General features: G+C 64.4%; 25 protein-coding genes, 1 tRNA gene and 1 rRNA gene. 23 read left to right on the forward strand and 4 right to left on the reverse strand.

The annotated features are described in order from the left end of the window. The 20 genes from rrf to R3P93_RS24190 all read left to right on the forward strand — a co-directional run. Positions 1 to 75, forward strand: a 5S ribosomal RNA gene (rrf, locus tag R3P93_RS24710); the annotation flags it as partial. Positions 76 to 147: 72 nt separating this feature from the next. Further along, positions 148 to 1,029 (forward strand): tetratricopeptide repeat protein, encoded by an 882-nt coding sequence (locus tag R3P93_RS24100; RefSeq protein WP_082898853.1) that lies wholly within the window; start codon positions 148 to 150, stop codon positions 1,027 to 1,029. Further along, positions 1,026 to 2,015, forward strand: coding sequence for an HAD-IIA family hydrolase (locus R3P93_RS24105; protein ID WP_317534328.1), 990 nt, complete (start codon positions 1,026 to 1,028; stop codon positions 2,013 to 2,015). Before R3P93_RS24100 ends, R3P93_RS24105 begins: the two co-directional genes overlap by 4 nt. Before the next feature lie 77 nt (positions 2,016 to 2,092). After that, complete coding sequence (locus R3P93_RS24110; protein ID WP_317534329.1) at positions 2,093 to 2,335, forward strand: hypothetical protein; 243 nt, start codon at positions 2,093 to 2,095, stop codon at positions 2,333 to 2,335. Between the two features lies 1 nt (position 2,336). Continuing rightward, positions 2,337 to 3,158 (forward strand): TlyA family RNA methyltransferase, encoded by an 822-nt coding sequence (locus tag R3P93_RS24115; RefSeq protein WP_068051000.1) that lies wholly within the window; start codon positions 2,337 to 2,339, stop codon positions 3,156 to 3,158. Beyond that, positions 3,155 to 4,120, forward strand: a complete 966-nt coding sequence (locus R3P93_RS24120; RefSeq protein ID WP_068051001.1) for an NAD kinase — start codon at positions 3,155 to 3,157, stop codon at positions 4,118 to 4,120. The genes R3P93_RS24115 and R3P93_RS24120 overlap by 4 nt, the downstream gene beginning before the upstream one ends. A 2-nt stretch (positions 4,121 to 4,122) precedes the next feature. Next, positions 4,123 to 5,892, forward strand: a complete 1,770-nt coding sequence (recN, locus tag R3P93_RS24125; RefSeq protein WP_068051017.1) for a DNA repair protein RecN — start codon at positions 4,123 to 4,125, stop codon at positions 5,890 to 5,892. 84 nt (positions 5,893 to 5,976) lie between these two features. Next, positions 5,977 to 7,161 carry a putative cytokinetic ring protein SteA gene (steA, locus tag R3P93_RS24130; protein WP_317534330.1) on the forward strand — a complete coding sequence of 395 codons (1,185 nt, stop codon included), beginning with the start codon at positions 5,977 to 5,979 and terminating at the stop codon, positions 7,159 to 7,161. Beyond that, positions 7,158 to 8,105: a copper transporter gene (locus tag R3P93_RS24135; protein ID WP_094632063.1), complete on the forward strand. Its 948-nt coding sequence runs from the start codon at positions 7,158 to 7,160 to the stop codon at positions 8,103 to 8,105. Before steA ends, R3P93_RS24135 begins: the two co-directional genes overlap by 4 nt. Positions 8,106 to 8,255: 150 nt before the next feature. Further along, positions 8,256 to 9,989: a CTP synthase gene (locus R3P93_RS24140; RefSeq protein WP_317534331.1), complete on the forward strand. Its 1,734-nt coding sequence runs from the start codon at positions 8,256 to 8,258 to the stop codon at positions 9,987 to 9,989. Beyond that, the gene (locus tag R3P93_RS24145) at positions 9,986 to 10,618 is read left to right on the forward strand and encodes an NUDIX hydrolase (protein WP_317534332.1); all 633 of its coding nucleotides are present in this window, start codon (positions 9,986 to 9,988) and stop codon (positions 10,616 to 10,618) included. Before R3P93_RS24140 ends, R3P93_RS24145 begins: the two co-directional genes overlap by 4 nt. Positions 10,619 to 10,623: 5 nt before the next feature. Beyond that, on the forward strand, positions 10,624 to 11,538 hold the full coding sequence (xerD, locus tag R3P93_RS24150) for a site-specific tyrosine recombinase XerD (protein ID WP_317534333.1): 915 nt from the start codon (positions 10,624 to 10,626) through the stop codon (positions 11,536 to 11,538). A gap of 109 nt (positions 11,539 to 11,647) precedes the next feature. Beyond that, positions 11,648 to 12,610, forward strand: coding sequence for a ParA family protein (locus R3P93_RS24155; RefSeq protein WP_068051009.1), 963 nt, complete (start codon positions 11,648 to 11,650; stop codon positions 12,608 to 12,610). After that, on the forward strand, positions 12,607 to 13,443 hold the full coding sequence (locus R3P93_RS24160) for a segregation and condensation protein A (protein WP_037189201.1): 837 nt from the start codon (positions 12,607 to 12,609) through the stop codon (positions 13,441 to 13,443). The genes R3P93_RS24155 and R3P93_RS24160 overlap by 4 nt, the downstream gene beginning before the upstream one ends. After that, entirely contained in the window at positions 13,440 to 14,123 is a 684-nt protein-coding gene (gene scpB, locus R3P93_RS24165) for an SMC-Scp complex subunit ScpB (protein WP_094668762.1), read from the forward strand. Before R3P93_RS24160 ends, scpB begins: the two co-directional genes overlap by 4 nt. A 12-nt stretch (positions 14,124 to 14,135) precedes the next feature. Next, positions 14,136 to 15,332 (forward strand): pseudouridine synthase, encoded by a 1,197-nt coding sequence (locus tag R3P93_RS24170; RefSeq protein ID WP_082898852.1) that lies wholly within the window; start codon positions 14,136 to 14,138, stop codon positions 15,330 to 15,332. Then, positions 15,332 to 16,015, forward strand: coding sequence for a (d)CMP kinase (gene cmk, locus R3P93_RS24175; protein ID WP_094641581.1), 684 nt, complete (start codon positions 15,332 to 15,334; stop codon positions 16,013 to 16,015). Before R3P93_RS24170 ends, cmk begins: the two co-directional genes overlap by 1 nt. Beyond that, positions 16,012 to 17,460, forward strand: coding sequence for a ribosome biogenesis GTPase Der (der, locus tag R3P93_RS24180; protein ID WP_037189204.1), 1,449 nt, complete (start codon positions 16,012 to 16,014; stop codon positions 17,458 to 17,460). The genes cmk and der overlap by 4 nt, the downstream gene beginning before the upstream one ends. Before the next feature lie 85 nt (positions 17,461 to 17,545). Next, positions 17,546 to 17,619 (forward strand) — tRNA-Pro (locus tag R3P93_RS24185). A 541-nt stretch (positions 17,620 to 18,160) separates the two neighbouring features. After that, positions 18,161 to 18,583 carry a phosphate acetyltransferase gene (locus R3P93_RS24190; RefSeq protein ID WP_317534334.1) on the forward strand — a complete coding sequence of 141 codons (423 nt, stop codon included), beginning with the start codon at positions 18,161 to 18,163 and terminating at the stop codon, positions 18,581 to 18,583. 56 nt (positions 18,584 to 18,639) lie between these two features. Here R3P93_RS24190 and hydA read toward each other — a convergent pair whose 3' ends face one another. The 4 genes from hydA to R3P93_RS24210 are packed head-to-tail and all read right to left on the reverse strand — an operon-like array spanning position 18,640 to position 22,525. After that, complete coding sequence (gene hydA, locus R3P93_RS24195; protein ID WP_317534335.1) at positions 18,640 to 20,055, reverse strand: dihydropyrimidinase; 1,416 nt, start codon at positions 20,053 to 20,055, stop codon at positions 18,640 to 18,642. Continuing rightward, entirely contained in the window at positions 20,025 to 20,411 is a 387-nt protein-coding gene (locus R3P93_RS24200) for an allophanate hydrolase-related protein (protein WP_068051023.1), read from the reverse strand. The genes hydA and R3P93_RS24200 overlap by 31 nt, the downstream gene beginning before the upstream one ends. A 13-nt stretch (positions 20,412 to 20,424) precedes the next feature. Next, positions 20,425 to 21,573, reverse strand: coding sequence for an NAD(P)/FAD-dependent oxidoreductase (locus tag R3P93_RS24205; protein WP_068051025.1), 1,149 nt, complete (start codon positions 21,571 to 21,573; stop codon positions 20,425 to 20,427). Beyond that, positions 21,563 to 22,525: a dihydrodipicolinate synthase family protein gene (locus tag R3P93_RS24210; protein WP_317534336.1), complete on the reverse strand. Its 963-nt coding sequence runs from the start codon at positions 22,523 to 22,525 to the stop codon at positions 21,563 to 21,565. Before R3P93_RS24210 ends, R3P93_RS24205 begins: the two co-directional genes overlap by 11 nt. Before the next feature lie 172 nt (positions 22,526 to 22,697). Between R3P93_RS24210 and R3P93_RS24215 the strand changes: the two genes are divergently transcribed. The 3 genes from R3P93_RS24215 (at position 22,698) to R3P93_RS24225 (ending at position 25,379) form a co-directional block, all read left to right on the forward strand. Beyond that, on the forward strand, positions 22,698 to 23,702 hold the full coding sequence (locus R3P93_RS24215; RefSeq protein WP_317534337.1) for a LacI family DNA-binding transcriptional regulator: 1,005 nt from the start codon (positions 22,698 to 22,700) through the stop codon (positions 23,700 to 23,702). 228 nt (positions 23,703 to 23,930) lie between these two features. Continuing rightward, positions 23,931 to 24,791, forward strand: a complete 861-nt coding sequence (locus R3P93_RS24220) for an ABC transporter substrate-binding protein (RefSeq protein ID WP_094641656.1) — start codon at positions 23,931 to 23,933, stop codon at positions 24,789 to 24,791. 30 nt (positions 24,792 to 24,821) lie between these two features. After that, positions 24,822 to 25,379: an amino acid ABC transporter permease gene (locus R3P93_RS24225; protein WP_317534338.1), complete on the forward strand. Its 558-nt coding sequence runs from the start codon at positions 24,822 to 24,824 to the stop codon at positions 25,377 to 25,379. Positions 25,380 to 25,424 lie beyond the last annotated feature (45 nt).

Consider the following 25,424-nt stretch of genomic DNA (forward strand, 5'->3'; position numbering starts at 1 on the left):
AACCCGGAAGCTAAGCCCTCCAGCGCCGATGGTACTGCACTCGACAGGGTGTGGGAGAGTAGGACACCGCCGAACACCCGTTGTAAGAAGGGGACCCACTTGGTGGGTCCCCTTTTTGCGTTTGTACCGAAATCCGAAAGGACGCCCGTGTCGGAAGACAACAACGATCGTCGCCCCTCCCGAGGGGACGGCGGCAACCGCCCGAGCGAGTCCCGAGACCGCAACCCCCGCGCTCAGGACCGCCGCGGCGACCCGCGTCGTTCGGACGGTCCTCCCCGCAGGCGTGGCGGTGAGGGCGGATTCTCCGGAGACCGGCGCGGAAACAGCTCACCGTCCGACCGTCGACCGCCGCGTCCCGATGAGCCGGATCTGCCCGACGAGGTCGAAGCCGGACAGCTCGAACCAGCGGTGCGTCGAGACCTGTTGAGCCTGGACAAGAACAACGCCACCGCCGTCGCACGTCACCTCGTGATGACCAGCAGACTGCTCGACGACGATCCGCAGTTGGCGCTGCTGCATGCGCGCGCTGCTCGTCAGCGCGCCGGCCGCATTGCCGTAGTGCGTGAAACCGCAGGTATCGCGGCGTACCACGCCGGTGAGTGGGCCGAAGCACTGTCCGAGCTTCGCGCTGCCCGACGGATGGCAGGCGGACCGGGCCTCATCGCGGTGATGGCCGACTGCGAGCGCGGACTCGGACGCCCCGAGCGCGCTATCGAACTCGGTCGCAGTGACGAGGCTCGTGAGTTGACCGGCGAGGAAGCGTCGGAGCTTCGGATCGTCGTGGCAGGTGCCCGAATGGATCTGAACCAGTACGACCAGGCCGTCGTCACGCTGCAGACCCCTGACCTCGACGCGTCGCGCTCCGGCACGGCTGCCGCTCGCTTGTTCTACGTCTACGCAGATGCGCTGGTTGCGGCGGGTCGCGTCGACGAAGGTGTGAAGTGGTTCCTCAATGCCGCTGCAGCCGACGTCGATGGTGAGACCGACGCAGAAGAGCGGGTCGAGGAGCTGTCCGGAGGCGGTCAGTGACCGCGCTGCGCGACCTCCATGACGTTCTGCTACTCGACCTCGACGGCACCGTGTACGCAGGCAAGGACCCCATTCCCGGTGCAGTGGAAGCGCTGTCGGGTGGTGCGGAAAAGCAGTACTTTGTCACCAACAATGCCAGTCGTGCCCCCGAGGACGTTGCCGAACATCTGCGTGGTCTCGGGTTCGACACCACGGCAGAGTTCGTCGTCACCAGTTCCGAGGCCGGTGCCCGTGTGTTGGCTGACAAGTTGGACCCAGGTTCCCGCGTGCTCGTCGTCGGTACCGACGCGTTGGCGAACGAGATCACCAAGGTAGGTCTCGAACCGGTCAGATCTGCCGACGACCATCCGGTCGCGGTGGTGCAGGGGCATTCGGTCGATACAGGCTGGAAGATTCTTGCCGAGGCTGTCCTCGTCATCCGTGCAGGTGCACTGTGGGTGGCAACGAACATCGACGCAACCCTGCCGACCGAGCGGGGACTCGTTCTGGGGAACGGCTCGATGGTCGCAGCGGTGCGCAACGCCACCGAGATCGAGCCGATCGTGGCAGGCAAGCCCGCCGCCCCGATCATGCACGACGCCATCGAGCGCAGCGGAGCACGTTCGGCACTGGTCGTCGGAGACAGGCTCGACACCGACATCGCCGGAGCGAACGAAATCGATCTACCGTCGCTGCTGGTATTGACCGGCGTGAGTACCGCTGCGGAGTTGTTGCATGCTCCTCGGCATTTGCGCCCCACTCACATCGGCCCCGATCTCGGAGTCCTCAACAAGGACGAGATGTCGTCGAGCGTCGGCAGCAAGACCGATTGGACGGTCGGCATCGAGAACGAGGTGCTGTCCGTGCAGTACAGCGGGGACGGTGAGCCGGATGCGTTCGAGGGGGCGCTCGCCACACTGCACGTCGCCTGGTCCGGTTCGACGTTCTCGGATGTTCGCTTCGAGGGAGATCGACTCGGCGATCTGCGTTCGCTACTCGGCTGTTGACGCTGCGTTCGACAGCAGCGTTCGGCGAGCGGCGGCGATCGGGCGTTCGTCGGACCCATCCGATAGCGTGAGAGGCGATGAGCGCGCCTATTCCACTACCAGGACAGCACCGGCCGAGCGGTGTCGTCGACGAGTCGTCGGCAGATCCGGAGACTATTCGCACCGAGGTCGGTTCGCTGTTGAATCAGCTCACCATCGAGTCGGCGGACGACGAGGGATCCGAGGCCGTGGACTCCGAGGCCTTGGCGCGCGACGCGAGTCTGCTCGACCGAGCGCACGAAGTACTCGTTCGTGCCCTGAACACCGTCGACAAGACCTGACATGGCTCGTCGCGCACGTGTCGACGCCGAACTGGTTCGTCGTGGACTCGCCCGATCTCGCGAGCACGCTTCGGAGTTGATCGAAGCGGGCCGGGTGAAGATCGCCGGGACGGTGGCCTCGAAGCCCGCTACCGCGGTGGAGCCGGGCACACCGCTGTTGGTGGCCGAAGAAGACAACGAGATCTCGTGGGCCTCCCGCGGGGCGCACAAGTTGCTCGGTGCCCTCGACGCCTTCGAGCCGCTCGGGTTGACCGTCGAGCAGGCTCGTTGTCTGGACGCCGGGGCGTCCACCGGTGGGTTCACCGATGTTCTTCTCAGCCGTGGAGTGCGCGAGGTCGTTGCCGTTGATGTGGGATACGGGCAGCTGGTGTGGCGTCTGCAATCCGACGACCGCGTTCACGTCATCGACCGCACCAACGTCCGGTCGATCGACGCCGACACGATCGGTGGACCTGTCGACGTCATCGTCGCGGATCTGTCGTTCATCTCGTTGAAGCTGGTTCTTCCCGCGTTCGTCGCATGCTCGAAGCCGGGTACCGACATGGTGTTGATGGTCAAACCGCAGTTCGAGGTCGGCAAGGATCGCGTGGGTTCCGGTGGCGTGGTGCGAGATCCAGCTCTGCGAGCCGAGGCAGTGGAGGATGTTGCGAACGCGGCCGTCGGCTTGGATCTGAGTGTTCGCGCGGTGGCGGCGAGCCCGCTGCCGGGGCCGTCGGGCAACGTCGAGTACTTTTTGTGGCTGAGGGCAGGTGCAGACGAGGACTCGCCTCGCGCAGACATCACGGAACTCGTCCGGCTCGCGATCGAGGAAGGACCACAGTGACTCCGTCCCACGCAGCGCCGGAACGGGAGTCGACTCGAGAGATTCTTCTCGTCGCCCATCCTGGTCGACCGGACATCGCCGAAACCGCGCGCCGCGTGGGCAAGGTGTTCGACGAGGCGGGCATCTGCCTTCGCGTGCTCGTGGACGAGGTCGAGCCGTCGAAGATCGAAGCCTCCGATACCGAGGAACACGATCACGTGTTCGTCGCTGACATGAAACTGAACGTCGTCGAGTTCGGACCGGACGCGGCCGCCGGTTGCGAGATGGTCCTGGTTCTCGGCGGTGACGGGACCTTCCTGCGCGCAGCCGAACTCGCGCGAGGAGCGTCCATACCGGTGCTCGGCATCAACCTCGGCCATGTCGGGTTCCTGGCGGAGGCCGAAGCCGACCATCTCGAAGATGCCCTGGCCCGCGTCATCGCCGGGGACTACCGCATCGAGCAACGCATGACACTGGACATTGCGATTCGCGTCGGCGACCAGGTGGTCGATCGTGGCTGGGCATTGAACGAAGCCAGCATCGAGAACGGGTCGAGGCTCGGAGTGCTCGAGGTCGTGCTCGAAGTCGACGGCCGACCGGTATCCGCATTCGGGTGCGACGGCGTCCTCATCTCCACACCGACGGGCTCGACGGCCTACGCGTTCTCGGCCGGTGGGCCTGTGGTCTGGCCGGAACTCGAAGCGATATTGGTCATTCCGAGCAACGCACACGCGTTGTTCGCGCGGCCGCTCGTCACCAGCCCCGAGTCGATCATCGCGGTCGAGATCGATGCCGGCGGACATGCGGGATTCGTATTCTGCGATGGCAGGCGCACATTGAGCCTGCCGGCAGGTGCTCGCGTCGAGGTGGTGCGGGGAGCGTCGCCGATCAAGTGGGTTCGGCTCGATTCGGCACCGTTCGCCGATCGCATGGTCAAGAAATTCGAACTGCCCGTGACCGGGTGGCGGGGGAGAGCGAGGTAGGGATGCTCGAAGAGATTCGGATCGACAGCCTCGGAGTCATATCCGGTGCCAGCGCACAGTTTCACGAGGGGCTGACCGTACTCACCGGCGAAACGGGTGCCGGAAAGACCATGGTGGTCACGAGTCTGCACCTGTTGTCGGGTGCCCGCGCCGACGCGGGCCGGGTTCGGCTCGGCGCACAGCGTGCTGTGGTCGAGGGGCGATTCAGTACCGACACCGCGTCGGAGCAGGTGATCGACGACGTCGACAAGGTGCTCGAGTCCTCGGGAGGTCAACGGGACGAGGACAATTCGATCATCGCCGTGCGTACCGTCAACTCGGACGGTCGTTCTCGTGCGCACCTCGGTGGGCGCAGTGTGCCGGCATCGGTGTTGTCGAACTTCACCGACTCCTTGTTGACGGTGCACGGTCAGAACGATCAGCTGCGTCTGCTGCGTCCCGATCAGCAACTCGGCGCGCTGGACAGATTTGCCGGGGACGCGGTGGCGTCCCTCGTCTCGAAATACCGCACCGCGCGCAAGACTTGGCTCGACGCGCGCAACGAGCTGATCGACCGCACCGAACGCAGTCGGGAGCTGGCGCAGGAAGCCGATCGGCTGCAGTTCGGCCTGCAGGAGATCGACTCCCTGGCGCCCGAGCCGGGTGAGGATCGCTCCGTGGCCGAGGATGTGCGTCGGCTGGGGGATCTCGATTCGCTGCGTGAGACCGCGGAAGGTGCCTCGGCGGCGCTGGTCGGGAGTACCGAGGAGGCGTCGGACACGACGTCCGCGCTGTATCTACTGGGCGAGGCTCGCTCTCGCCTCGAACATGCCGAGGACGCAGCACTGACCGAGCTGCTGCCGCGTCTGAACGACGCGATGGCGATCGTGGGCGACATCGGGGCAGACCTCACTTCGTACCTGACGGATCTGCCGTCCGATCCGGGCGCGCTCGACTCGATCCTGAACCGGCAGGCCGAGCTGAAGTCGTTGACACGCAAGTACGCCGCCGATGTCGACGGCGTCATCGCCTGGGCGGAGGAGGCCCGTGAGCGGCTCTCGCACATCGACACCTCGGCCGATGCGCTCGCCGAGTTGAGCGCCAAGGTCGACGCGGCTGCGGTCGACGTCGCGGCAGCTGCTTCGAAGCTCAGTGCGGCTCGGGCCAAGGCCGCCGTGAAGCTCTCGAAGGCGGTCAGCGTCGAGCTGGCGGGTTTGGCCATGGGAAAAGCCAAGCTGCAGATCGATGTTCGCGCACTTCCCGCCGGTCCGTCCGACACGGCTCCGATCGTCGTGGACGGGGCCGAACTGCATGCGGGCAGCAATGGCGTCGACGAGGTCGAGTTCAGGCTGTCCGCGCACGACGGTGCCCAGGCTCTTCCGATCAGCAAGAGTGCGTCGGGCGGTGAGCTCTCGCGGGTGATGTTGGCACTCGAAGTGGTGCTGGCGGGTTCGGACAAGGGCGCGACGATGGTGTTCGACGAGGTCGACGCCGGAGTGGGTGGTCGCGCGGCCGTCGAGGTGGGGCGTCGACTCGGCCGGTTGGCGCGCACACACCAGGTCATCGTGGTCACCCACCTGCCTCAGGTCGCAGCATTCGCCGACACCCACCTGGTGGTCGACAAGACCGATGCGAAGAAGGGTGCGGCGAACAGCGGGGTTCGGACGCTGTCGTCGTCGGAGCGCGTCGTCGAGCTCGCGAGAATGCTCGCGGGTCTGGACGACACGGAAACCGGTCGCGCGCATGCCGAGGAGCTGCTGGCCACCGCAAACGCCGATCGGGCAGCGTTGTAACTTTTGGTGCTGATGTGATCAGTGTGGTAGTTGTTTCGGCGCGCCTCCGTCGTCGGGCGTGTCGATCGGGTCATCATGGTTCTCATGAAGATGCCGGCTCTGCTGTCACGTAGTCAGGATTCGCTGCCCGGAATCACCGGGATCGCGCGAGTCGATCGCAACACGGCCAAGCTGCTGAAACGGGTCGGCCCCGGTGACATCGTCGTGCTCGACGAGCTCGACCTGGACCGCCTGACCGCTGATGCTCTCGTCGAGGCAGGGGTGCTCGCGGTCGTCAACGCGTCGCCCTCGATCTCCGGGCGCTACCCGAACCTGGGGCCCGAGGCCATCGTGGCCAACGGGATCATCTTGATCGACTCGGCCGGCACCGAGGTCTTCAAGAAGATCAAGGACGGAACCAAGGTTCGTCTCAACGACGGCGGTGTCTACACCGGTGATCGGCGCCTCGCGAAGGGCGACGAGCAGAGCGAAGCCGCGATCTCGGACAAGATGATCGAGGCCAAGACGGGTCTGGTCGACCATCTGGAAGCGTTCTCGGGCAACACGATCGAGTTCATCCGAACCGAGAGTCCGCTGCTCATCGACGGCGTCGGTGTGCCGGACATCGACATCGATCTCGAGGGTCGCCATGTCGTGATCGTCGCCGACGGTCCCGGGCACGCCGAGGATCTGAAGAACCTCAAGCCGTTCATCAAGGAGTACTCGCCCGTCATCATCGGTGTCGGCGCGGGTGCCGACACCGCCATGAAGGCAGGTCATCGCCCCGATCTCATCGTCGGCGATCCCGAGGACGTCACTGCGCAGACGCTCAAATGCGGTGCAGAGGTAGTGCTTCCAGCGGATTCCGACGGCCACGCGCAAGGACTCGAGCGCATTCAGGATCTCGGTATCGGTGCCATGACGTTCCCGGCCACCGGTGCCGCTGCCGATCTCGCACTGTTGTTGGCCGATCATCACGGGGCCTCCCTCATCGTGTCGGTCGGTAGCCCGGCCAGCCTGGACGAGTTCTTCGATCGCGGTCGACGCAACACCAATCCGGCCGCGTTCATGACGCGTCTGAAGGTCGGGGCCAAGCTGGTCGACGCCAAAGCTGTTGCGACGCTGTACCGCAGCCGTGTGTCCGGCGGTGCGATCGCGCTGTTGATTCTGGCTGCGCTCGTTGCCGTGATCGTGGCGCTGGCTGTGTCCAACATCGGCGGTGAAGCGTTGGATTGGGCAATCGATCTGTGGAACCGGTTCGCTCTGTGGTTCCAGGGGTTGCTTTCGTGATTTCGCTTCGCCAACATGCCATTTCGCTGGCCGCGGTTTTCGTGGCACTGGCCATCGGCATCGTGCTCGGTTCGGGTCTGCTCTCGAGCGGGCTGGTATCGGGCCTCCGAGACGACAAGACCGGTCTCGAAACTCAGGTGGACGATCTGCAGGCGACCAACAACCAGCTCGGTGAGCAGCTCAACTCGGCCGACGGATTCGACGCTGCGGTATCGGGCCGGGTGTTGCGAGACACGTTGGTCGATCGCAGCGTCGTGGTCATCACCACTCCGGATGCAGATCCCGGTGACGTGGACGGAGTCACGCGGTCGATCGGGGCTTCGGGTGCCACCGTCACCGGCCGGGTGTCGCTGACCGATTCCTTCGTCTCTGCTGCGAACGGCGACGATCTTCGTACCCGCCTGACCAACGTCATTCCCGCCGGTGTTCAGTTGCGCACCGGAGCAGTGGACCAGGGCAGCCTGGCAGGAGACCTGCTGGGTTCGGTACTGCTGCTCAACGCGGAGACCGCCCAGCCGCAGTCGACTCCCGAGGAGCTCTCACTGGCGCTGGAGACGCTGCGCAGTGGCGGCTTCATCGCGTACGACAACGGTGCCGTCGCGCCCGCTCAGTTGGCAGTGGTCGTCACCGGTTCCGGCACTTCGGACGTGGAGGACGGTAACCGCGGTGCCATCGTTGCGCGGTTCGCGGGCGCTCTGGATTCACGTGGTGCAGGCGCGGTACTGGCCGGCCGATCCGGCGCGGCAGAGGGCAACGGTTCCATCGCCGTCGTGCGAGCCGATTCGGCGCTGTCGTCCGCTCTCAGCACAGTCGACAACGTCGACCGTGAAGCAGGGCGAATCACCACGGTTCTCGCTCTGGCGGAGCAACTGGACGGTGCCTCGGGCCGCTACGGCACCGGAGCGAACGCGAACGCCGTGACCGTCGGAGCGCCGGCGAGCTGATCGTCGTCGGAACGAGCGTGTCGTTGGCGGTGAGGTAGGTACTGGTGTTACCGTGAAGTCCCGTGGGTAGCAGGCCCAATTTCCACGCTTCACCTCTCTTATCAGCCCCCTGATAGGAGCAAGCCCTGCAGACTCGTCACGGGAGCCTCATTGTCACGCCTTCAGTCGCGTTCCGACACCAAGCACATTTTCGTCAGTGGGGGCGTCGCGTCCTCACTCGGAAAAGGCCTGACGGCATCCAGCCTCGGCCAGCTACTGACCGCACGCGGATTGCGCGTGACCATGCAGAAGCTCGATCCCTACCTCAATGTCGATCCCGGCACGATGAACCCGTTCCAGCACGGTGAGGTCTTCGTCACCGAGGACGGCTCCGAGACCGACCTCGACGTCGGACACTACGAGCGATTCCTCGACCGCGATCTGTCCGGGTTCGCCAATGTCACCACCGGCCAGGTCTACTCGACGGTCATCGCCAAGGAACGCCGCGGTGAATACCTGGGCGACACCGTTCAGGTCATCCCGCACATCACCGACGAGATCAAGCGTCGCATTCTCGCGATGAACGGCCCGGACCTGCAGGGTCATCAGCCGGACGTCGTGATCACCGAAATCGGCGGCACCGTCGGCGATATCGAGTCGCAGCCGTTCCTCGAAGCAGCGCGTCAGGTGCGCCACGACGTCGGCCGCAACAACGTGTTCTTCCTGCACGTGTCGTTGGTTCCGTTCCTGGCTCCGTCCGGTGAACTCAAGACCAAGCCCACCCAGCACTCCGTCGCAGCACTGCGCAGCATCGGTATCCAGCCCGACGCGTTGATCCTGCGTTGCGATCGCGATGTGCCGCCGGGGCTCAAGAACAAGATCGCGCTCATGTGCGACGTCGACGTCGACGGCTGCATCTCCACGCCCGACGCACCGTCGATCTACGACATTCCCAAAGTGCTGCACAAGGAAGGCCTGGATGCGTACGTCGTCCGTCAGCTCGGTCTCCCGTTCCGCGATGTCGACTGGACCATCTGGGGTGGCCTGCTCGAGCGCGTCCACCAGCCGCGCGAAACCGTGCGCGTCGGCCTGGTCGGCAAGTACGTGGACCTGCCCGACGCGTATCTCTCGGTCACCGAGGCGTTGCGTGCCGGCGGATTCGCCCATCGCGCGAAGGTCGAGATCAAGTGGGTTCCATCCGACGAGTGCGCGACGCCTGCGGGGGCGCAGGCCGCGTTGGGCGACGTCGATGCCGTGCTCATTCCCGGTGGTTTCGGTATCCGCGGTATCGAGGGCAAGCTCGGGGCCATCGAGTTCGCACGTACGCGCAAGATTCCGTTGCTGGGGTTGTGCCTCGGCTTGCAGTGTGTGGTCATCGAGGCGGCTCGGTCGGTCGGTCTGACCGATGCCAATTCCGCCGAGTTCGACCCGGAGACCAAGGATCCGGTGATCTCCACGATGGCCGATCAGGAAGACGCCGTCGCCGGTGACGCCGATCTCGGCGGCACGATGCGCCTCGGTGCCTACCCGGCCACCCTGCAGAAGGGCTCGGTCGTCGCGGCGTCGTACGGCACCGAGAACGTCTCGGAGCGCCACCGTCATCGCTACGAGGTCAACAACGACTACCGGGACCGAATTGCCAAGAGCGGCTTGGTGTTCAGCGGTACTTCTCCGGACGGCCACCTTGTCGAGTTCGTCGAACTGCCCGCGTCGGTGCACCCGTTCTTCGTGGCCACTCAGGCGCATCCGGAGCTCAAGAGCCGGCCGACCCGTCCGCACCCGTTGTTCGCATCGTTGATCAATGCGGCATTGAAGTACAAGGCTGCAGAGCGGCTGCCGGTCGACATTCACGGTGACACCGTGGCGGCAGAGGAGTCGGACGCCACTGCCGAGACCGTCGGATGACCGAGCCCCGGCACGAGTTCACCACCCTCGACTCGTCGGTGCCGTACTTCGGTGCCATTCTCGCGCTCCGGCTCGATCAGGTCGCGATGCCGAACGGTCGCAAAGCCGAGCGTGAGGTGATCGAGCATCACGGCGCGGTCGGGATTCTGGCCGTCGACGATCAGGATCGTGTGGCGATGATCGAGCAGTATCGGCATCCCATCGGGCGACGCCTGTGGGAATTGCCGGCCGGCCTGCTCGACGCGCCGGGGGAGCAGCCGGTACTGGCGGCTCAGCGTGAGCTCGCCGAGGAAACCGGCCTTGCCGCCGGTACCTGGTCGGTGTTGGTCGACGTGCTGGCCTCTCCCGGGTTCACCGACGAAGCCGTGCGGATCTTTCTCGCACAGGACCTGTCAGAGGTGGATCGGCCCGAAGCACACGACGAGGAAGCCGACATCGAACTCTCCTTCGTGCCGATGGACGAGGCCGTCCGTCGCGCACTGGCAGGAGAGATAGTGAACGCGTCCGCCGTGGCGGGCGTGCTCGCATTCGCTGCCGCCCGCGCCGCCGGCACCGAACTACGCCCCGCCGACGCCCCGTGGCCCGATCTGCCGACAGCATTCGAGAAGCGGAAGAGTTCACGAAAGTAGTCACCGTGATCGGCCAGCAGATTCGGACGTACCTCGACCATCTCGTGGTCGAGCGTGGGTCGGCACCGAACACGGTGTCGTCCTACCGTCGCGATCTGGTGCGGTACGAGCGGTTCCTCGGCGGCTACGGCATCGCCGATCTGGCGAAGGTCTCGGAGAACGACATCACCGAGTTCGTGCTTTATCTGCGGCGGGGTGATGACGAATTCCCAGCTCTCGCAGCAAGTTCGGCGGCTCGGACGCTGATTGCTGTGCGCGGTCTGCACCGGTTCGCGCTCGCGGAAGGGATGGTCGAGCGCAACGTCGCGAGCGAGGTCAAGCCGCCCCAGCCGACGAAGCGGTTGCCGAAGTCGCTGCCCGTCGATCAGGTGGTGGCGCTACTCGAATCGGCCTCGGTTGCCGGTCCCGATGCTCCGCGCGGACTGCGGGATCGAGCGTTGTTGGAGCTGCTGTATTCCACCGGGGCTCGAATTTCCGAGGCAGTGGGGCTCGACGTCGACGACATCGACACCGAAGCTCGCTCGGTGCTACTGCGCGGCAAAGGCGGCAAGCATCGCATCGTCCCGGTCGGTCGACCCGCGATCGAGGCAGTCGACGCCTACCTGGTGCGTGGTCGGCCGGGGCTGGTCTCGCGCTCGAATCCTGCGCTGTTCCTCAACGTCCGAGGCGGCAGGTTGTCTCGGCAGAGTGCGTGGCAGGTGTTGCAGGATTCGGCCGTGCGGGCCGGGATCACCGCGGGGGTCTCACCGCACGTTCTTCGGCATTCTTTCGCTACGCATCTGCTGGACGGTGGTGCCGACGTCCGCGTCGTGCAGGAGCTGTTGGGACATGCGTCGGTGACGACGACGCAGATCTACACCCTCGTCACCGTGAACACGATGCGCGAAGTGTGGGCCGGCGCGCATCCGCGGGCGAGATAGCACGAGGCCGGCGGCCGTGCGTCAGCGTGTCCGATGACGTTGCCGGCGCACCAAGCGGTAGCGTTCTCAGAACTACTCGAAGACGAACGGGACAGGGGAGCGCTGGAACGTGTCGACACCGCAGCCGCCAGCGGCGGAGTCAGCTCTGGATCATCCACATCTCGACGGTGGCCTGTTCCAGACGCGTCAACCGGAATCCAGTCGGGAGACACGCGACATCATTCCTGCTCCGAACGAGCTCGGGCCCACCGGTCGGATGACTCGGACCGTCCCGGATCCGCAACCGTTGGCCAATCACGGCCCGGCCAAGATCATCGCGATGTGCAACCAGAAGGGTGGCGTCGGCAAAACGACGTCGACCATCAATCTCGGTGCCTCGTTGGCCGGCTACGGCCGTCGCGTACTACTTGTGGACCTCGACCCACAGGGCGCACTGTCCGCGGGACTGGGCGTCGCACATCACGAGCTCGATCTGACGGTCTACAACCTCCTCGTCGAGGCGAAGGTCTCCGCCGACGACATCATCATGCGGACTCGCGTCGAGAATCTCGATCTGATGCCCAGCAACATCGACCTCTCGGCCGCTGAGATTCAGCTGGTCACCGAGGTGGGCCGCGAGCAGACGCTCGGTCGAGTGCTGCATCCCATTCTCGACCGCTACGACTACGTGCTCATCGATTGCCAGCCGTCGCTCGGTCTGTTGACGGTCAATGCGCTCACGTGTGCCGACGAAGTGTTGATCCCGATGGAGTGCGAGTACTTCAGCCTTCGTGGCTTGGCGCTGCTCAACGATACCGTCGAGAAGGTGCGTGATCGTCTCAATCCGCGGTTGAAGTTGGCCGGCATCGTGGTGACGATGTTCGACGCCCGCACACTGCATTCGCGTGAGGTGATGACGCGAGTGGTCGAGGTGTTCGGCGACGTCGTTTACGACACGGTGATCACCAGAACGGTTCGTTTCCCCGAAACCAGTGTCGCCGGTGAGCCGATCACCACGTGGGCTCCGAAATCCGGCGGCGCACAGGCGTACCGCGCCCTGGCGCGCGAGGTGATCTACCGGTCGGGTCCGTGACCGTCGACGCTGCCGACGAGGCCCCGATCGAGGTTCCCGCCGACGCGGATCCGTCGAAATTCAGGGTGCGGTTGCTCAACTTCGAGGGTCCGTTCGATCTGCTGCTGTCGCTGATCAGTCAGCACCGCATGGACGTCACCGAAGTGGCGTTGCACACCGTCACCGACGACTTCATCTCGTTCACCAAGTCACTCGGTGCCGATGTCGGCCTCGACCAGACGACGGAATTCCTCGTCGTAGCCGCGACTCTGCTCGATCTCAAGGCGGCGCGGTTGCTGCCCTCGGGTGATGTGGAGGACGCCGAGGACCTGGCGCTGCTCGAAGTGCGAGATCTCCTCTTCGCTCGACTACTTCAGTACCGCGCCTACAAGCAGGTCGCTCTGTTGTTCGGTGAGCTGGAAGCTGCTGCGCTTCGGCGTTATCCGCGGTCGGTGTCGGTGGAGGACAGGTACGCCGATCTGATTCCGGAGGTGCTGCTGGGCGTCGACCCGGCCACGTTCGCCGACATCGCCGCAGCGGCCTTCAGACCCAAGCCGATTCCCCAGGTGGGACTCGATCACATTCATCAGCACGCGGTCTCGATTCCCGAGCAGGCGGCATGGTTGCTGGAGAATCTGCAAGGCCGAGGTCTGAACGAGTGGGCGTCGTTCTCGGAGTTGGTGCAGGACTGCGAGGTGCAGGTGGAAATAATCGCTCGATTCCTGGCGTTGCTGGAGCTGTTCCGGCAACAGGTGATCGCGTTCGAGCAGCCCGAGCCGCTCGGCGATCTTCGAGTGAGTTGGACCGGTAAGGACGAAGGACCCATCGTGGTCACGGAGGAGGACTACGCATGAGTGCCGACCCCGAACTCGAGCTCGAGGACGTCGACGATTCCGAGGAACTCGACGACACCACTCTCGCGTCGGCGCTCGAAGCTGTGTTGCTGATCGTCGATACACCGGCCTCGGACGAGCAGCTCGCCTCGGCCGTGGGTGCCTCGGTGGCCCGCGTGCGCGCGACCTTGACGGCGATGGCCGCCGAACTGACCGAACGAACCAGCGGAATCGACCTTCGCTACGCCGGCGACGGATGGCGTTTCTACACCCGAACCGCCTATGCGCCGTACGTCGAACGGCTGCTTCTGGACGGCGCTCGGTCCAAGCTCACACGCGCGGCATTGGAAACCCTGGCCGTGATCGCATATCGTCAACCGTTGACCCGCGCACGAGTCAGCGCCGTGCGAGGAGTCAACGTCGATGGAGTGATGCGTACGTTGCTCGCCCGTGGACTGATCTCCGAAGCAGGAACGGACCCGGAGACGAACGGCACGATGTACTGCACCACCGAGCTGTTCCTCGAACGGCTCGGGCTCGCATCGCTCGGTGATCTACCCGAACTGGCACCGCTGTTGCCGGGTGTGGACCTGATCGACGAGATCAGTGACAGCATGGACACCGACCCGAGGATGACCCGCTCCACCAAGAACCGCGGATCGAAACCCGATCCGGCAGCCGAGCTCGACTCGGACGACTGATAGGTAAGACAAGTGAACAAGCCCGCTCGCCGTGATGGCACACCGGACCGTAACAAGAGACAAGACCCACGCAGGAAGCCGACCGCAGGTAGGTCGGACACTCCGCGTGACGCGCGCCGCGGAGATCGCACCCGCGACGCTGCGCCCCGTGACGGCGCTCCTCGTACCGGAGGACCTCGCGCAGGAGCTCCTCGCACTGGAGGACCTCGCGCAGGCGCGCCCCGTACCGGAGCTCCTCGAACAGGAGCTCGACCTGCCCCTCGCCGTGGCATCGAGCAGGACGAAACGACCGATTACACGCCCGTCGAGACCGGCGTCAACGACCGCAGCAACGACGCCGTTCCTCGCAAGAAGCCCTCGCGTCCCAAGCCGCCGAAGCCGCAGAAGAAGCAGGTTCCGTCGACCACGATCAGCAACGCCAAGCCGGCGAAGCATCAGCACACCGATTCCTCACCGCGCAAGCACGTACCCGCCGGTGAAGGTGTTCGGTTGCAGAAGGTCCTCGCACAGGCCGGCGTCGCATCGCGTCGCGCCGCCGAGGAACTGATCGCCGACGGCCGCGTCGAGGTGGACGGACGCATCGTCACCGAACAGGGAATCCGCATCGATCCCAACATCGCCGTGGTCCGTGTCGACGGCACCCGCGTTGTGGTGAAGGAAGAGCTGGTTCATCTCGCGATGAACAAGCCGCGTGGATGGCAGTGCACCATGTCCGACGATCTGGGACGCCCGTGCGTCGGCGACATCGTCTCCGAGCGGGTTCAGGCGGGGCAGCGACTGTTCCATGTCGGCCGCCTCGACGCCGACACCGAGGGACTGTTGCTCTTCACCAACGACGGTGATCTTGCTCACCGCCTGATGCACCCGTCGTTCGAGGTTTCGAAGACCTACCTCGCGACGTTGTCGGGCACCATTCCCCGCACGCTCGGCAAGCAGCTGCGTGAGGGCGTCACCCTCGACGACGGACCGGTGAAGGTCGACGGCTTCCAGCTACTCGACATCTCGGACGGCAAGTCGCTCGTCAAGGTGACCCTGCACGAGGGCCGCAAGCACATCGTGCGTCGGTTGTTCGACAAGGTCGGATTCCCGGTCGGGCGCCTCGTGCGCACCGATGTCGGCAACATCGTGCTCGGCGATCAGCGTCCAGGAACACTGCGTGTTCTGGGTCGCGGCGAGATCGGCAAGCTCTACGAATCCGTAGGCCTGTGATGAGTGCGCTCGTCGTGGCGATGGACGGTCCCTCGGGCACCGGTAAGTCGTCGGTATCGCGCAGACTCGCGTCGGCACTGGAAGCCAGCTACCTCGACACCGGTGCGATGTACCGCGTCGCGACGGTATGGGTTCTCCGTTCGGGCGTCGAGCCCACCGATGCGGATGCGGTCGCGAAAGCTGTTGCGGCGCTTCCCCTCGAGATCGGCAAAGACCCGCTGTCCGAGACCGTGTTGCTCGACGGTGAAGATGTCAGCGACGAAATCCGCGGCGACGCAGTCACCAAGGCCGTCTCGGCGGTGTCCGCAGTGCCTGCGGTGCGCGAGTTGTTGGTGCAGATGCAGCGCGACCTCGCGAGCTCGTCGACGCGAATCGTCGTGGAGGGCCGCGATATCGGCACCGTCGTTCTTCCCGACGCCGACGTGAAGGTGTTCCTGACTGCCTCACCGGAGGCGCGGGCAGAGCGTCGCAACAAACAGAACATCGAACAGGGTCGCGACGACGACTACGAATCCGTGCTCGCGGATGTGCAACGCCGCGATCACGCAGATTCGACGAGAGCAGTGTCACCGCTTCGTCCCGCCGAGGATTCGGTGATCGTCGATACCAGCGAGCTGGATCTCGACGGCGTGATCGAGCGTTTGCTGCTCGTGGTGAACGACAGAAGTGGAGCAGTGCAGTGAGTGAAGAATTCTTCTCCGGCGCAGCGGAAACCGCGGGCGACGGAATATGGAGTGACGAGGGCGAGTGGGAGTACGTCGACCTCAACGAGGGCGAAGACGGCGAAGACGCCGTCGCCGTACCGACTCTCGCCGTGGTGGGGCGTCCGAACGTCGGTAAGTCGACGCTCGTCAACCGCATCATCGGACGACGTGAAGCCGTCGTCGAGGACGTACCCGGCGTCACCCGCGACCGGGTGTCGTACGAGGCCAACTGGAGTGGTCGACGCTTCCTGGTGCAGGACACCGGCGGTTGGGAACCCGACGCCAAGGGTCTGCAGGCATCCGTTGCGCGCCAAGCCGAGTTGGCCATGCACACCGCCGATGCGATCCTGTTGGTCGTCGACGCGCGAGTCGGCTCGACGACGACGGACGAGGCTGTAGCACGAGTACTGCGCCGGTCGAAGACTCCGGTTCTGTTGGTGGCCAACAAGGTCGACGACGGACGCACCGAGTCCGAGGTGGCCGCACTGTGGTCGCTGGGTCTGGGGGAGCCGTTGTCGGTGTCCGCGACCCACGGCCGCGGTACCGGTGATCTGCTGGACCGGGTGCTCGAGGCGTTGCCCGAGACCCCGCGCGAAGGAATCCCCGGTGGGGGACCCAGGCGTGTCGCTCTGGTCGGTAAGCCGAACGTGGGCAAGTCGTCACTGATCAACAAGCTCTCGGGTGACGAGCGCTCGGTGGTGCACGATGTTGCCGGCACCACCGTCGATCCCGTCGACTCGTTGGTCGAATTGGGCGGCAAGACATGGCGATTCGTCGACACCGCCGGACTGCGCAAGCGCGTCAGTCATGCCAGTGGTGCCGAGTTCTACGCGTCGCTGCGCACCAAGTCCGCGATCGAGGCCGCCGAGGTCGCGATTCTGCTTCTCGATGCGTCCGAGGTGATCTCGGAGCAGGACATGCGTGTGCTCAGCATGGTCGCCGATGCCGGCCGCGCGTTGGTGTTGGCGTTCAACAAGTGGGATCTGGTGGACGACGATCGTCGTCAGCAGCTCGAGAAGGAGATCGATCGCGATCTTGCTCGGGTGCCGTGGGCGCAGCGAGTGAACATCTCGGCGCAGACGGGCCGTGCGGTCCAGAAGCTCGTGCCCGCTCTGGAGACGGCTCTGGAGTCGTGGGACAAGCGTGTCCCCACCGGCAGGCTGAACACGTGGCTCAAGGAGGTCGTGGCGGCCACTCCGCCTCCGATGCGAGGCGGACGACTGCCGCGCATCATGTTCGCGACGCAGGCCAGCACCCGGCCGCCGACATTCGTGCTGTTCACCACCGGCTTCCTCGAGGCCGGCTACCGCCGATTCATCGAGCGGCGTCTGCGTGAAGAGTTCAACTTCGACGGCAGCCCCGTCCGCGTTTCGGTACGTATCCGCGAGAAGCGGGAACGGCCGGGCAAGGGCAACAACCGCTGATGTAGCCCGACCCCGCCCCTGAGCAGGCGATTTCCTCTCAGGGGTAGGGCTGGGGTAATCTCAGCAAGCGCCTTTCGAGGCGCGGCGGGCTGTGGCGCAGCTTGGTAGCGCACTTGACTGGGGGTCAAGTGGTCGCAGGTTCAAATCCTGTCAGCCCGACACATTGCAGGTCGAAGACGGTTTCGGAGTAATCCGGAGCCGTCTTTTTGTCTGCGTTGCCGAGGCGCATCGACGCGTGAACTTCGAGAAATTCCGATGTCGGTGCCCTGTGCGATTCTCGACGGCATGGCGATCTGCATGGCGTGTGAACTGGAAATGCTCGATTCGGTGGGTTGCACGTGACGACCCAGTCGAATACCCAATGGACGGAAAAAGTGCCACGACTGCGCTGGGCCGCCGGGAGCACTTCATCACCCCGGCTGTGACGGTGAGCGGTGCCGATGTGGCCAGATGCTCTCGTGCGGCAGCGGATGTGCAGTGGCCGAATGCGAACGTGAAGACGGCCACGACTACGTCGGTGGAAGCTGCAGGTGGTGCGGGCAACCGTTCGGACAGCTCCGCCTCGTCAGTGGCCCATGACATTGCCGGCAGGCATCTGAACTGTGCAGTCGGTCAAGTCGATCCCCGAGCTGTACAGGTGTCGATATCTTCCGGTCGGGTGCTGGTTCTAGAGATCACTGCTCTAGGGCATCATGGGCCTATGAGCGATCCCGAATACCTCGCCACTTTGCTTTCTGCGATCGATGGGGGGATCGCGCGAATCTCCGCCGCCGAATCGGGCTCCGACGAATACGCATCGGCGATCGACGATGCCGCCGATGCCGTCTTCCGGTTGCGCGAGAAGGTCAAGGCCGGCTACTCGGGCAAGAAGGCCTATTACCTCGCGGCGTCGACCGATCCGAAGGGGATCAGGGTCGAGGGAATTTCTGCCCTGCACGGCAAGCGTGCCCACGAACTGGTCCGGGACGGCGGGTGGATGCACGCGGATTCCAGCACCGTCCTCGAGGCTCTCGATGACGACCGAATCAGTCGGTATCACGCCATCGCGGGACGTGGGGTCGCACAGACGTTTCGCGACGCACGTGAATACCTGGCGGCGGCAGTAGCTCTCGCCGATAAGTAGTCCGAAGTAGCACCACGTCGAGGCAGCTGAACCCGTCGACGGTAGAAGTCCGGGCCTCACATGCTGAATGCCCCGCTGAAGTCGAGGGGTGCCGCTTCGAGATGTCGGCCGCGGGGAGTGGCGTCGACGAGTTCGCCGTCGTGGACGACAATCTCGCCGCCCACGATCACGGTGACCGGCTTTCCTCGAAGTCGGTGTCCCTCGTAGGGGGTGTAGTCGGTCGCCATGTGCAGTGTTTCGGTGGTCACCGTCCATTCCAGTTCGGGATCCCAGATGGCGATATCGGCGTCGGACCCCGGCATCAGTGATCCCTTGCGGGGATACAAGCCGTTGGTGCGCGCTGGATTCGACGAGGTCAACTCCACGAATCTGCTTGCAGTCAGACCCAATCCGTCCACATAGTGCGAGTAGATCACCGGAAGACGCGTCTCGACTCCGGGCAGTCCGTTGGGCATGTGCCGCACGTCGTGGCTGTGCACCTGCTTCTGTGCGGTGTCGTAGCAGCAATGGTCGGAACCGATGGTGGTGATGTGCCCGGTGAACAGGTGTCGCCCGAGTTTCTCGACCACCTCGGCCGAGCGCAGCGGTGGGCAGCAGACAAATCGTTCGGGTTGTTCACCCTCGTAGGCCGAGTCGTCGAGGATCAGATGGTGGGCGACCGATTCGGTGAAGGCGACGAGCCCTCGCTTACGAGCGTCCGCGACCAGTTCGACGGCAGCCGGAGTCGACTGATGCACGAAATAGACCGGCGCATTCTGTGATTCGGCGATCGCGAGAATGGCGGCGACCGAGGCAGTCTCGGCGAGCTCCGGCCGCGTCTGCGACATGTGTGCGGCATCGACTCCGTCCGATACGGCTGCGAGGTTCTGCGCGTCGGTGACGATCGCGTCGGACTCGCAGTGGATGATGACCATTCCGCCGAGATCGCGAGTGGCCTGCATCGTGTTGAGGATGGTGTGTTCGTTCGCCATCGTCTCACCGGCGTAGGTGGTGAACATCTTGACCGTCCGAATACCGCCGTCCGCCAGTGTTTTCAGTTGGTCGGCGGTGGTGTCGGTCCACTCGACGACGCAGGCGTGCAGAGCCGAATCGCACAGTCCGCTCGACGCTTTCGCTCGCTGCACCTCGGCAGCGTTGAGCGGCTGTTGACCGGGACGCGGGATAGCGAAGTCGATGATCGTGGTGGTGCCGCCGAAGACGGCCGCCGTCGTGCACTCCAGGTACGAGTCGAGAGAGGTGAATTCGCCGGAGGTGAACCCGACGTGGCAGTGCGGATCGACTCCACCCGGCATAACCAGTTTACCGGTTGCGTCGATGACCTCCGCTGCCGCGTCGACCTCGCTCCCTGGGTTGAGCACCGCAACGACTCTGCCGTCGTCGATGAGCAGATCTGCCGGAGCAGCCCAATGGGATTCGACGATCGTTCCGCCGCGCACGACCTTCATCGTGTGCTCGCGAGGTAGGTCAGCCATCCTCCGCGATCACTGATGTCGGTGACGCCCGTGGCCGTCAGATAGCTCTCACGCATGCGCATCGACAGGGAGCCCGAGCCATCCGCCAACTCGATGACCCCGAGTTCGAGTTCCTTCGGCTCTCGGGGAAGGAGCTCGTCGCGCAATACGTCGTACTCGACCTCGTACAGCTCGCCCGGTACTACGAATCCATCGGTTGTGACCGGATGAAGACCGGGAAATTCGTCACGCACGGAGAAGAAGCGGTATTTCGGGGCGGTGTCGACTTTCCCGACCAATCGCGCCTTGTGCAATGCGTCGTTCAGGGTGCCGCCGGACATCGCTTGTCCGTTGACGAACATCGTGACCAGTGCCATGTGAAGCCCTCTTTCAGTGAGTGTGAAGACGGACGAGACGGTCCGGGGAGAACGCGGATACGTCGACCTCGGGTTCGGTGCCTCGCGCCAGGGCCGAGAGAACCTGCCCCCACAGTGGCGCGAAGGTGAAGGAGTAGGTGCCGCCGGCCACGAAGAGGCCTGGGGCTGCGGCGAGTTCGCCGATGACCGGCATCTCGTCGGGGGTGGTGACCACGGGGCCGGTCCAGGTATCGAGTAGCGCATTCCGGGCGAGCGCAGGCAGAAGCCGTCGAACCTGCTCCAGATTTCCTGTGGTGCTGTCGGATCTGCTCGGGGCCGTCTCGCTGTCGTGGAACGCACCTGCTGGCCAACCGCCGCCGAGGACGAGGCGTCCCGTTCGGTCCTGTTTGATCGACATTCCCTCACCGACGTGCTGCACCAGCACTTCGAGTGTCAGAGGTGCGGCATCGAGCGAGTGCATCTGCAACGAGGTCGGGACGAGATCGAGCGATACCCCCGCCATAGCCGCGATCGGAGCCATCCACGGACCTGCAACGTCCATCACTACGGGTGCAATCCACGTTCCACCGTTGGTGCTCACTGTCCAGACATCACCGTCGCGGGCCAATCCGGTGACCGGTGTCGACGGATGTACAGACGCTCCTTCGGCCACGGCCTGACGTAACAGGGCAGGACCGGCGAGGTCGGGTTCTGCGAATCCGTCCCACGGACACCAGGTTGCGGCCTGAACGCTCGGGCCGAGCAGCGGTAGCGCCTGTCGAGCCTCGTCGCCGCTCAGTACCTCCGTCGGGATCCCCGCAGCTCGTTCCCATCGGTGCTTCGCGATGAGGGCGTGGACCTGCTCCTCGGTTTCGGCCACCATGAACCCGCCGCACCGGTTCAGCCCGAGACCGGGCACCGTCTCGTCCAGTGTGTTCCACAGCGAGCTCGTCGATTTCTGCAGTGGAAGCAGCTGTTCTACATCGACGGCTGTGCCCTGCCCGGGCCTGCGCGTATGGATGGTCTGGATGTGCAGGTTGCCCGCAGTCGTACCGGAGCCGGCGGTGTTGGGTAGGGTGCGATCGAGCACAGCAACGCGGGATCCCGCGCGAGTGAGGGCGAGAGCCGTTGCTGCACCTACGATTCCGGCTCCAATGACAACAACGTCGACCTCAGACCGCATGGACAGCTCCTGCGGTCGCGTAGGCATCGTCGATACCCGATTCGACGATGACCGATTGCAGCGAGGCAAGCGTGTCGGCGTCGGTGACCGGCAACAGCGGTTCGCGCACCGTGCCTCCCGGTTGGCCGAGAAGGTTCATCACGGCCTTCAACTGGGGGATGGGGGAGGCGTACACGCCGCTGTAGTCGGACGCGATGAGCCGGCCAGAGAACGCGCGATAACGATCGACCCACATGCGCGCGGTGTCGGCGTCACGTGCAGCGACGGCCTCGTAGAACGGCACCGCGAAGGGCGCGCCCACCCCACCGCCGTCGATGTTGCCGTCCCCACCCAGCTCGAGCAGCGTGGCAAGGCCGCGTCGATGCAGGAAGCTTCCGAAGACACGGACGCGGTCGGACACGGCCTCGACGGTGTCGAGCATGGCGAGCCAATCACCGGTGCTGTCCTTGATCGCGACGACGTTCTCCAGGTCGGCCAGTCGAGAGAACAGGTCGGGTGAGGTGCCCATGTCGACCGCAACGCCACGAGGCCAGTTGTAGGCCATGAACGGCAACGATGTTGCGGTACTAACGCTTCGGTAGTACTGGAATGTTTCTTCCGCGGAGGTGTGTACGTACGGCGGAGGTGTCGCCAGTATGCCGTCTGCGCCGGCGGAAGCAGCGTGCTTGGCAAGCGCGGAGGACTGCGCTGCTGTGTACGCACTGACACCGATCACGACAGGGAAGCGGCCTGCGACTGCATCGATCGACGCTTGCGCGACGGTCTTTCGTTCGTTGTCGCTCTGGCTGAACCATTCGCCCGTGCTGCCGTTCACGAGTACACCGTGAACACCCGTCTGCGCGTAGAGATTCATCAGGTCGAAGATTGCCTCGGTGTCGACGTCACCCGACTGCGTGAACGGTGTGGGGGCTGCGGGCCAGTAACCGGACCACGCGACATCATCGCGATTCATGGGAGTGCCTTTCGGGCTCGGGACGATCGACGACGCGTCGTACCCGCATTTGTGGGATCGATTGCATAGACTGCCTTCGGGGTGGTCGAGTCGTCAAGCCGGAAACGTACTTGTAACGCGACCGCGGTCGAATATGTCTGTCCGAGGCGTGAAGCAAGAGAACGGAGAACCGATGGCGGTCACCTTGATCGACGTTGCGAGCGCTGCTGGGGTTTCGCGCAGCACGGCATCACGCGCATTGAGTGGATCGTCACTGATCTCCGCGGAGACCCGCGCAGCGGTCGAGGATGCTGCCCGGGTTCTCGGATATCGGCCGAACAGGGCTGCGAGCGCGCTGCGCTCCAACAGATCGCACTTGATCGGTCTGGTCATGAACAACCTGCTCAATGCGACCTTTCACACAGTCGCCGAGGTGGTCCAGAAGAGGGCGGCAGCCGGCGGATTTCAAGTCCTGCTCTGCATCACCGATGCAGATCCGGCGCGAGAGAACGACGTCCTGGCCATGCTCGGCGAACACGGCGTGGACGGCACGATCGTGATCGGCAGTGGACGGAGTGCGGCGGCGTCGAATGCGCTTCTGGAACAGGGCCGCGCGGTGGTCAACCTGATCCGTTCGGTCAAGGGGAGTTCGGCGTCGACGGTGCTGGCAGACGACGTCACGGGTGCTCGCGACGCGACGGCGCACCTGGTCGAGCTCGGGCACAGTCGGATCGGCTACATCGGTGGAAACGAGGATGCGACGTCCGGGCGTGAGCGCTACGAGGGCTATCGACTGGCGTTGGCCGACGCAGGTATTCCGGTCGACGGGACGATCGTCCGAAAAGGGCCGTTCACCACCGAATTCGGTGCCGAAGCGATCAACTCGCTACTGGATGCACCCCAGGCGATGACTGCTCTGTACGCAGCCAATCACGAGGCTGTCTTCGGCATCCTGCCCACGCTCGTCGGCAGGGGTGTCTCGGTGCCGGACGAGTTGTCGCTGATCTGCCACGAGGACATGCCGTGGCTCGCGATGTGGCAGCCGGCAATCACAGTCGTCGACAACGGCGCGGCCCAATTGGCCAACGTGGCCATGGACCTGTTGTTCCAGCAGATCAAGGACTCGGTCGATCCCGACGGGCGTACGTATCGAATCGGTGCTCGTCTGGTGGAGCGGGCGTCGTGTGCCGCACTGTGATCGACGTTCTCGGATCGCAGGAATGGGGAGCGCGATCACGTGCGAACGGTTAACAGTTGATGTACCGCGTGTCGGCCGTGTTAACCGCGTTGACGCCTCCGAATTCGTCTGCGACGCTTGATGCAATCGATCCCAAAGGATCGGCTCTTCTCGAATCACTCCGTCATCGTCGCTGCCGCCCCGTCCTCGAACGTGTAGTGCTGCAGTCGATATCGAAAGGCTCGCTCAATGCGCAAGTTAACAGGACTCGCCGCTATCGCTGTCGTGGTGGCCGGCCTCACTGCCTGTAGTTCCTCGGACGATTCCGCAGCCGCGCCGACGGACTGCACACCCACGCTCGGTGCTTCGGACCTCGCCGAAGAAGGCGTACTGACGATGGCCACCAACGCGACTCTTCCGCCCATGCAGTACGTCGATCCGAACGGCGACGTGATCGGCATGCGCGTCGACCTCGGTAAGGAGATCGCCAAGCGCCTGTGTCTGACGCCGAAGTTCGTCAACATCGAGTTCGAGGCACAGATTCCCGGTGTGCAGGCCGGCCGCTGGGACATGATCGACACCGGCATGTTCTACACGCCCGCACGGGCCGAGACCATCGATCTCGTTCCGTACGAGGTGCAGGCAGTCTCGATCTCGGTGCCGTCGGGGAACCCCGAATCGATCTCGAGCGTGGACGATCTGGCGGGCAAGACCATCGGGGTCGAAGCGCCCGGATACGAGTTCGACACGTTGACCGCCATGGCCGAGGAATTTGCAGCCGAAGGAAAGCCAGCGCTGACGGTGCAGACGTTCAAGACCAATGCCGATGCCTATCAAGCGCTTTCGGCGGGACAGCTCGACGGCACCTCCATCGTCGAGTCGGTCACGTCGTTCTACCAGGAAGACGGACGCTTCGAGACAGCCGTCGGTGGAATCAACGAGGCACCCCTTGCCATGGGATTCGCCAAGGGCAGCAAATCGTCCGCTGAGGTGGCGCGTGTGCTCTCGGAGATGAGGAGCGATGGTTATCTGCCCGATCTGTTCGAGCAGTACGACGTCACCGGATACGAGGGCGATATCGCCGTCAGCACCGGTCCTCTCGACAGCTGATCCGACCAACGCAAGTCGAAAGGCACCCCCATGTGGTCCTGGGACGCATTCTTCTCCATCCTGACGAGCACCCAGCTGCTCGAAGGCGCATGGGTCACTATCTGGCTCACCGTAGTCAGCATGATCCTCGGACTCGCTCTCGCAGTGGTGGTGGCCTCCGCGCGATCGTCCAAGCTCGTACCCCTGCGGATAGTCGCCGGGTTCTACGTGTGGCTGATGCGCGGCACGCCTCTACTGGTGCAGTTGGTGATCATCTACACCGGACTGCCTCAGGTCGGCATCAAACTGGGCGTGATCGAGGCGGCACTCGTCGGCCTGGTTCTCAACGAAGCCGCATACCTGTCAGAAATAGTGCGTTCCGGATTGCTGTCGGTTCCCACCGGACAAACGGAAGCGGCACGGGCACTCGGTATGTCACCCACGAAGGTCTTCCGCGTGGTGGTTCTCCCTCAGGCACTGCGGGTGATGATTCCTCCACTCGGCAACAGCTTCAACGGGTTGCTCAAGACCACAACGCTGGTGTCGGTCATCTCAGTACAGGAGTTGCTGCGACGGATGTCGTCTGCCATGAGCATGGGACCAGCGTGACCTGATTTCTGCCAGGGTGATGGGACCACCTGGATTGCCAGTTAT

This window comes from Rhodococcus cerastii, from assembly GCF_033042195.1.
Lineage (GTDB): Bacteria > Actinomycetota > Actinomycetes > Mycobacteriales > Mycobacteriaceae > Rhodococcoides.

What these genes read in the sequence shown, in the direction of transcription:
- R3P93_RS24225 (WP_317534338.1), top strand. Translation starts at nt 24,822, where the DNA reads ATGTGGTCCTGGGACGCATTCTTCTCCATCCTGACGAGCACCCAGCTG.
- R3P93_RS24115 (WP_068051000.1), top strand. Translation starts at nt 2,337, where the DNA reads ATGGCTCGTCGCGCACGTGTCGACGCCGAACTGGTTCGTCGTGGACTC.
- R3P93_RS24190 (WP_317534334.1), top strand. Translation starts at nt 18,161, where the DNA reads ATGAGCGATCCCGAATACCTCGCCACTTTGCTTTCTGCGATCGATGGG.
- R3P93_RS24145 (WP_317534332.1), top strand. Translation starts at nt 9,986, where the DNA reads ATGACCGAGCCCCGGCACGAGTTCACCACCCTCGACTCGTCGGTGCCG.
- R3P93_RS24205 (WP_068051025.1), bottom strand. Translation starts at nt 21,573, where the DNA reads ATGCGGTCTGAGGTCGACGTTGTTGTCATTGGAGCCGGAATCGTAGGT.
- R3P93_RS24110 (WP_317534329.1), top strand. Translation starts at nt 2,093, where the DNA reads ATGAGCGCGCCTATTCCACTACCAGGACAGCACCGGCCGAGCGGTGTC.
- recN (WP_068051017.1), top strand. Translation starts at nt 4,123, where the DNA reads ATGCTCGAAGAGATTCGGATCGACAGCCTCGGAGTCATATCCGGTGCC.
- cmk (WP_094641581.1), top strand. Translation starts at nt 15,332, where the DNA reads ATGAGTGCGCTCGTCGTGGCGATGGACGGTCCCTCGGGCACCGGTAAG.
- R3P93_RS24215 (WP_317534337.1), top strand. Translation starts at nt 22,698, where the DNA reads ATGGCGGTCACCTTGATCGACGTTGCGAGCGCTGCTGGGGTTTCGCGC.
- scpB (WP_094668762.1), top strand. Translation starts at nt 13,440, where the DNA reads ATGAGTGCCGACCCCGAACTCGAGCTCGAGGACGTCGACGATTCCGAG.
- R3P93_RS24220 (WP_094641656.1), top strand. Translation starts at nt 23,931, where the DNA reads ATGCGCAAGTTAACAGGACTCGCCGCTATCGCTGTCGTGGTGGCCGGC.
- R3P93_RS24200 (WP_068051023.1), bottom strand. Translation starts at nt 20,411, where the DNA reads ATGGCACTGGTCACGATGTTCGTCAACGGACAAGCGATGTCCGGCGGC.
- steA (WP_317534330.1), top strand. Translation starts at nt 5,977, where the DNA reads ATGAAGATGCCGGCTCTGCTGTCACGTAGTCAGGATTCGCTGCCCGGA.
- R3P93_RS24210 (WP_317534336.1), bottom strand. Translation starts at nt 22,525, where the DNA reads ATGAATCGCGATGATGTCGCGTGGTCCGGTTACTGGCCCGCAGCCCCC.
- hydA (WP_317534335.1), bottom strand. Translation starts at nt 20,055, where the DNA reads ATGGCTGACCTACCTCGCGAGCACACGATGAAGGTCGTGCGCGGCGGA.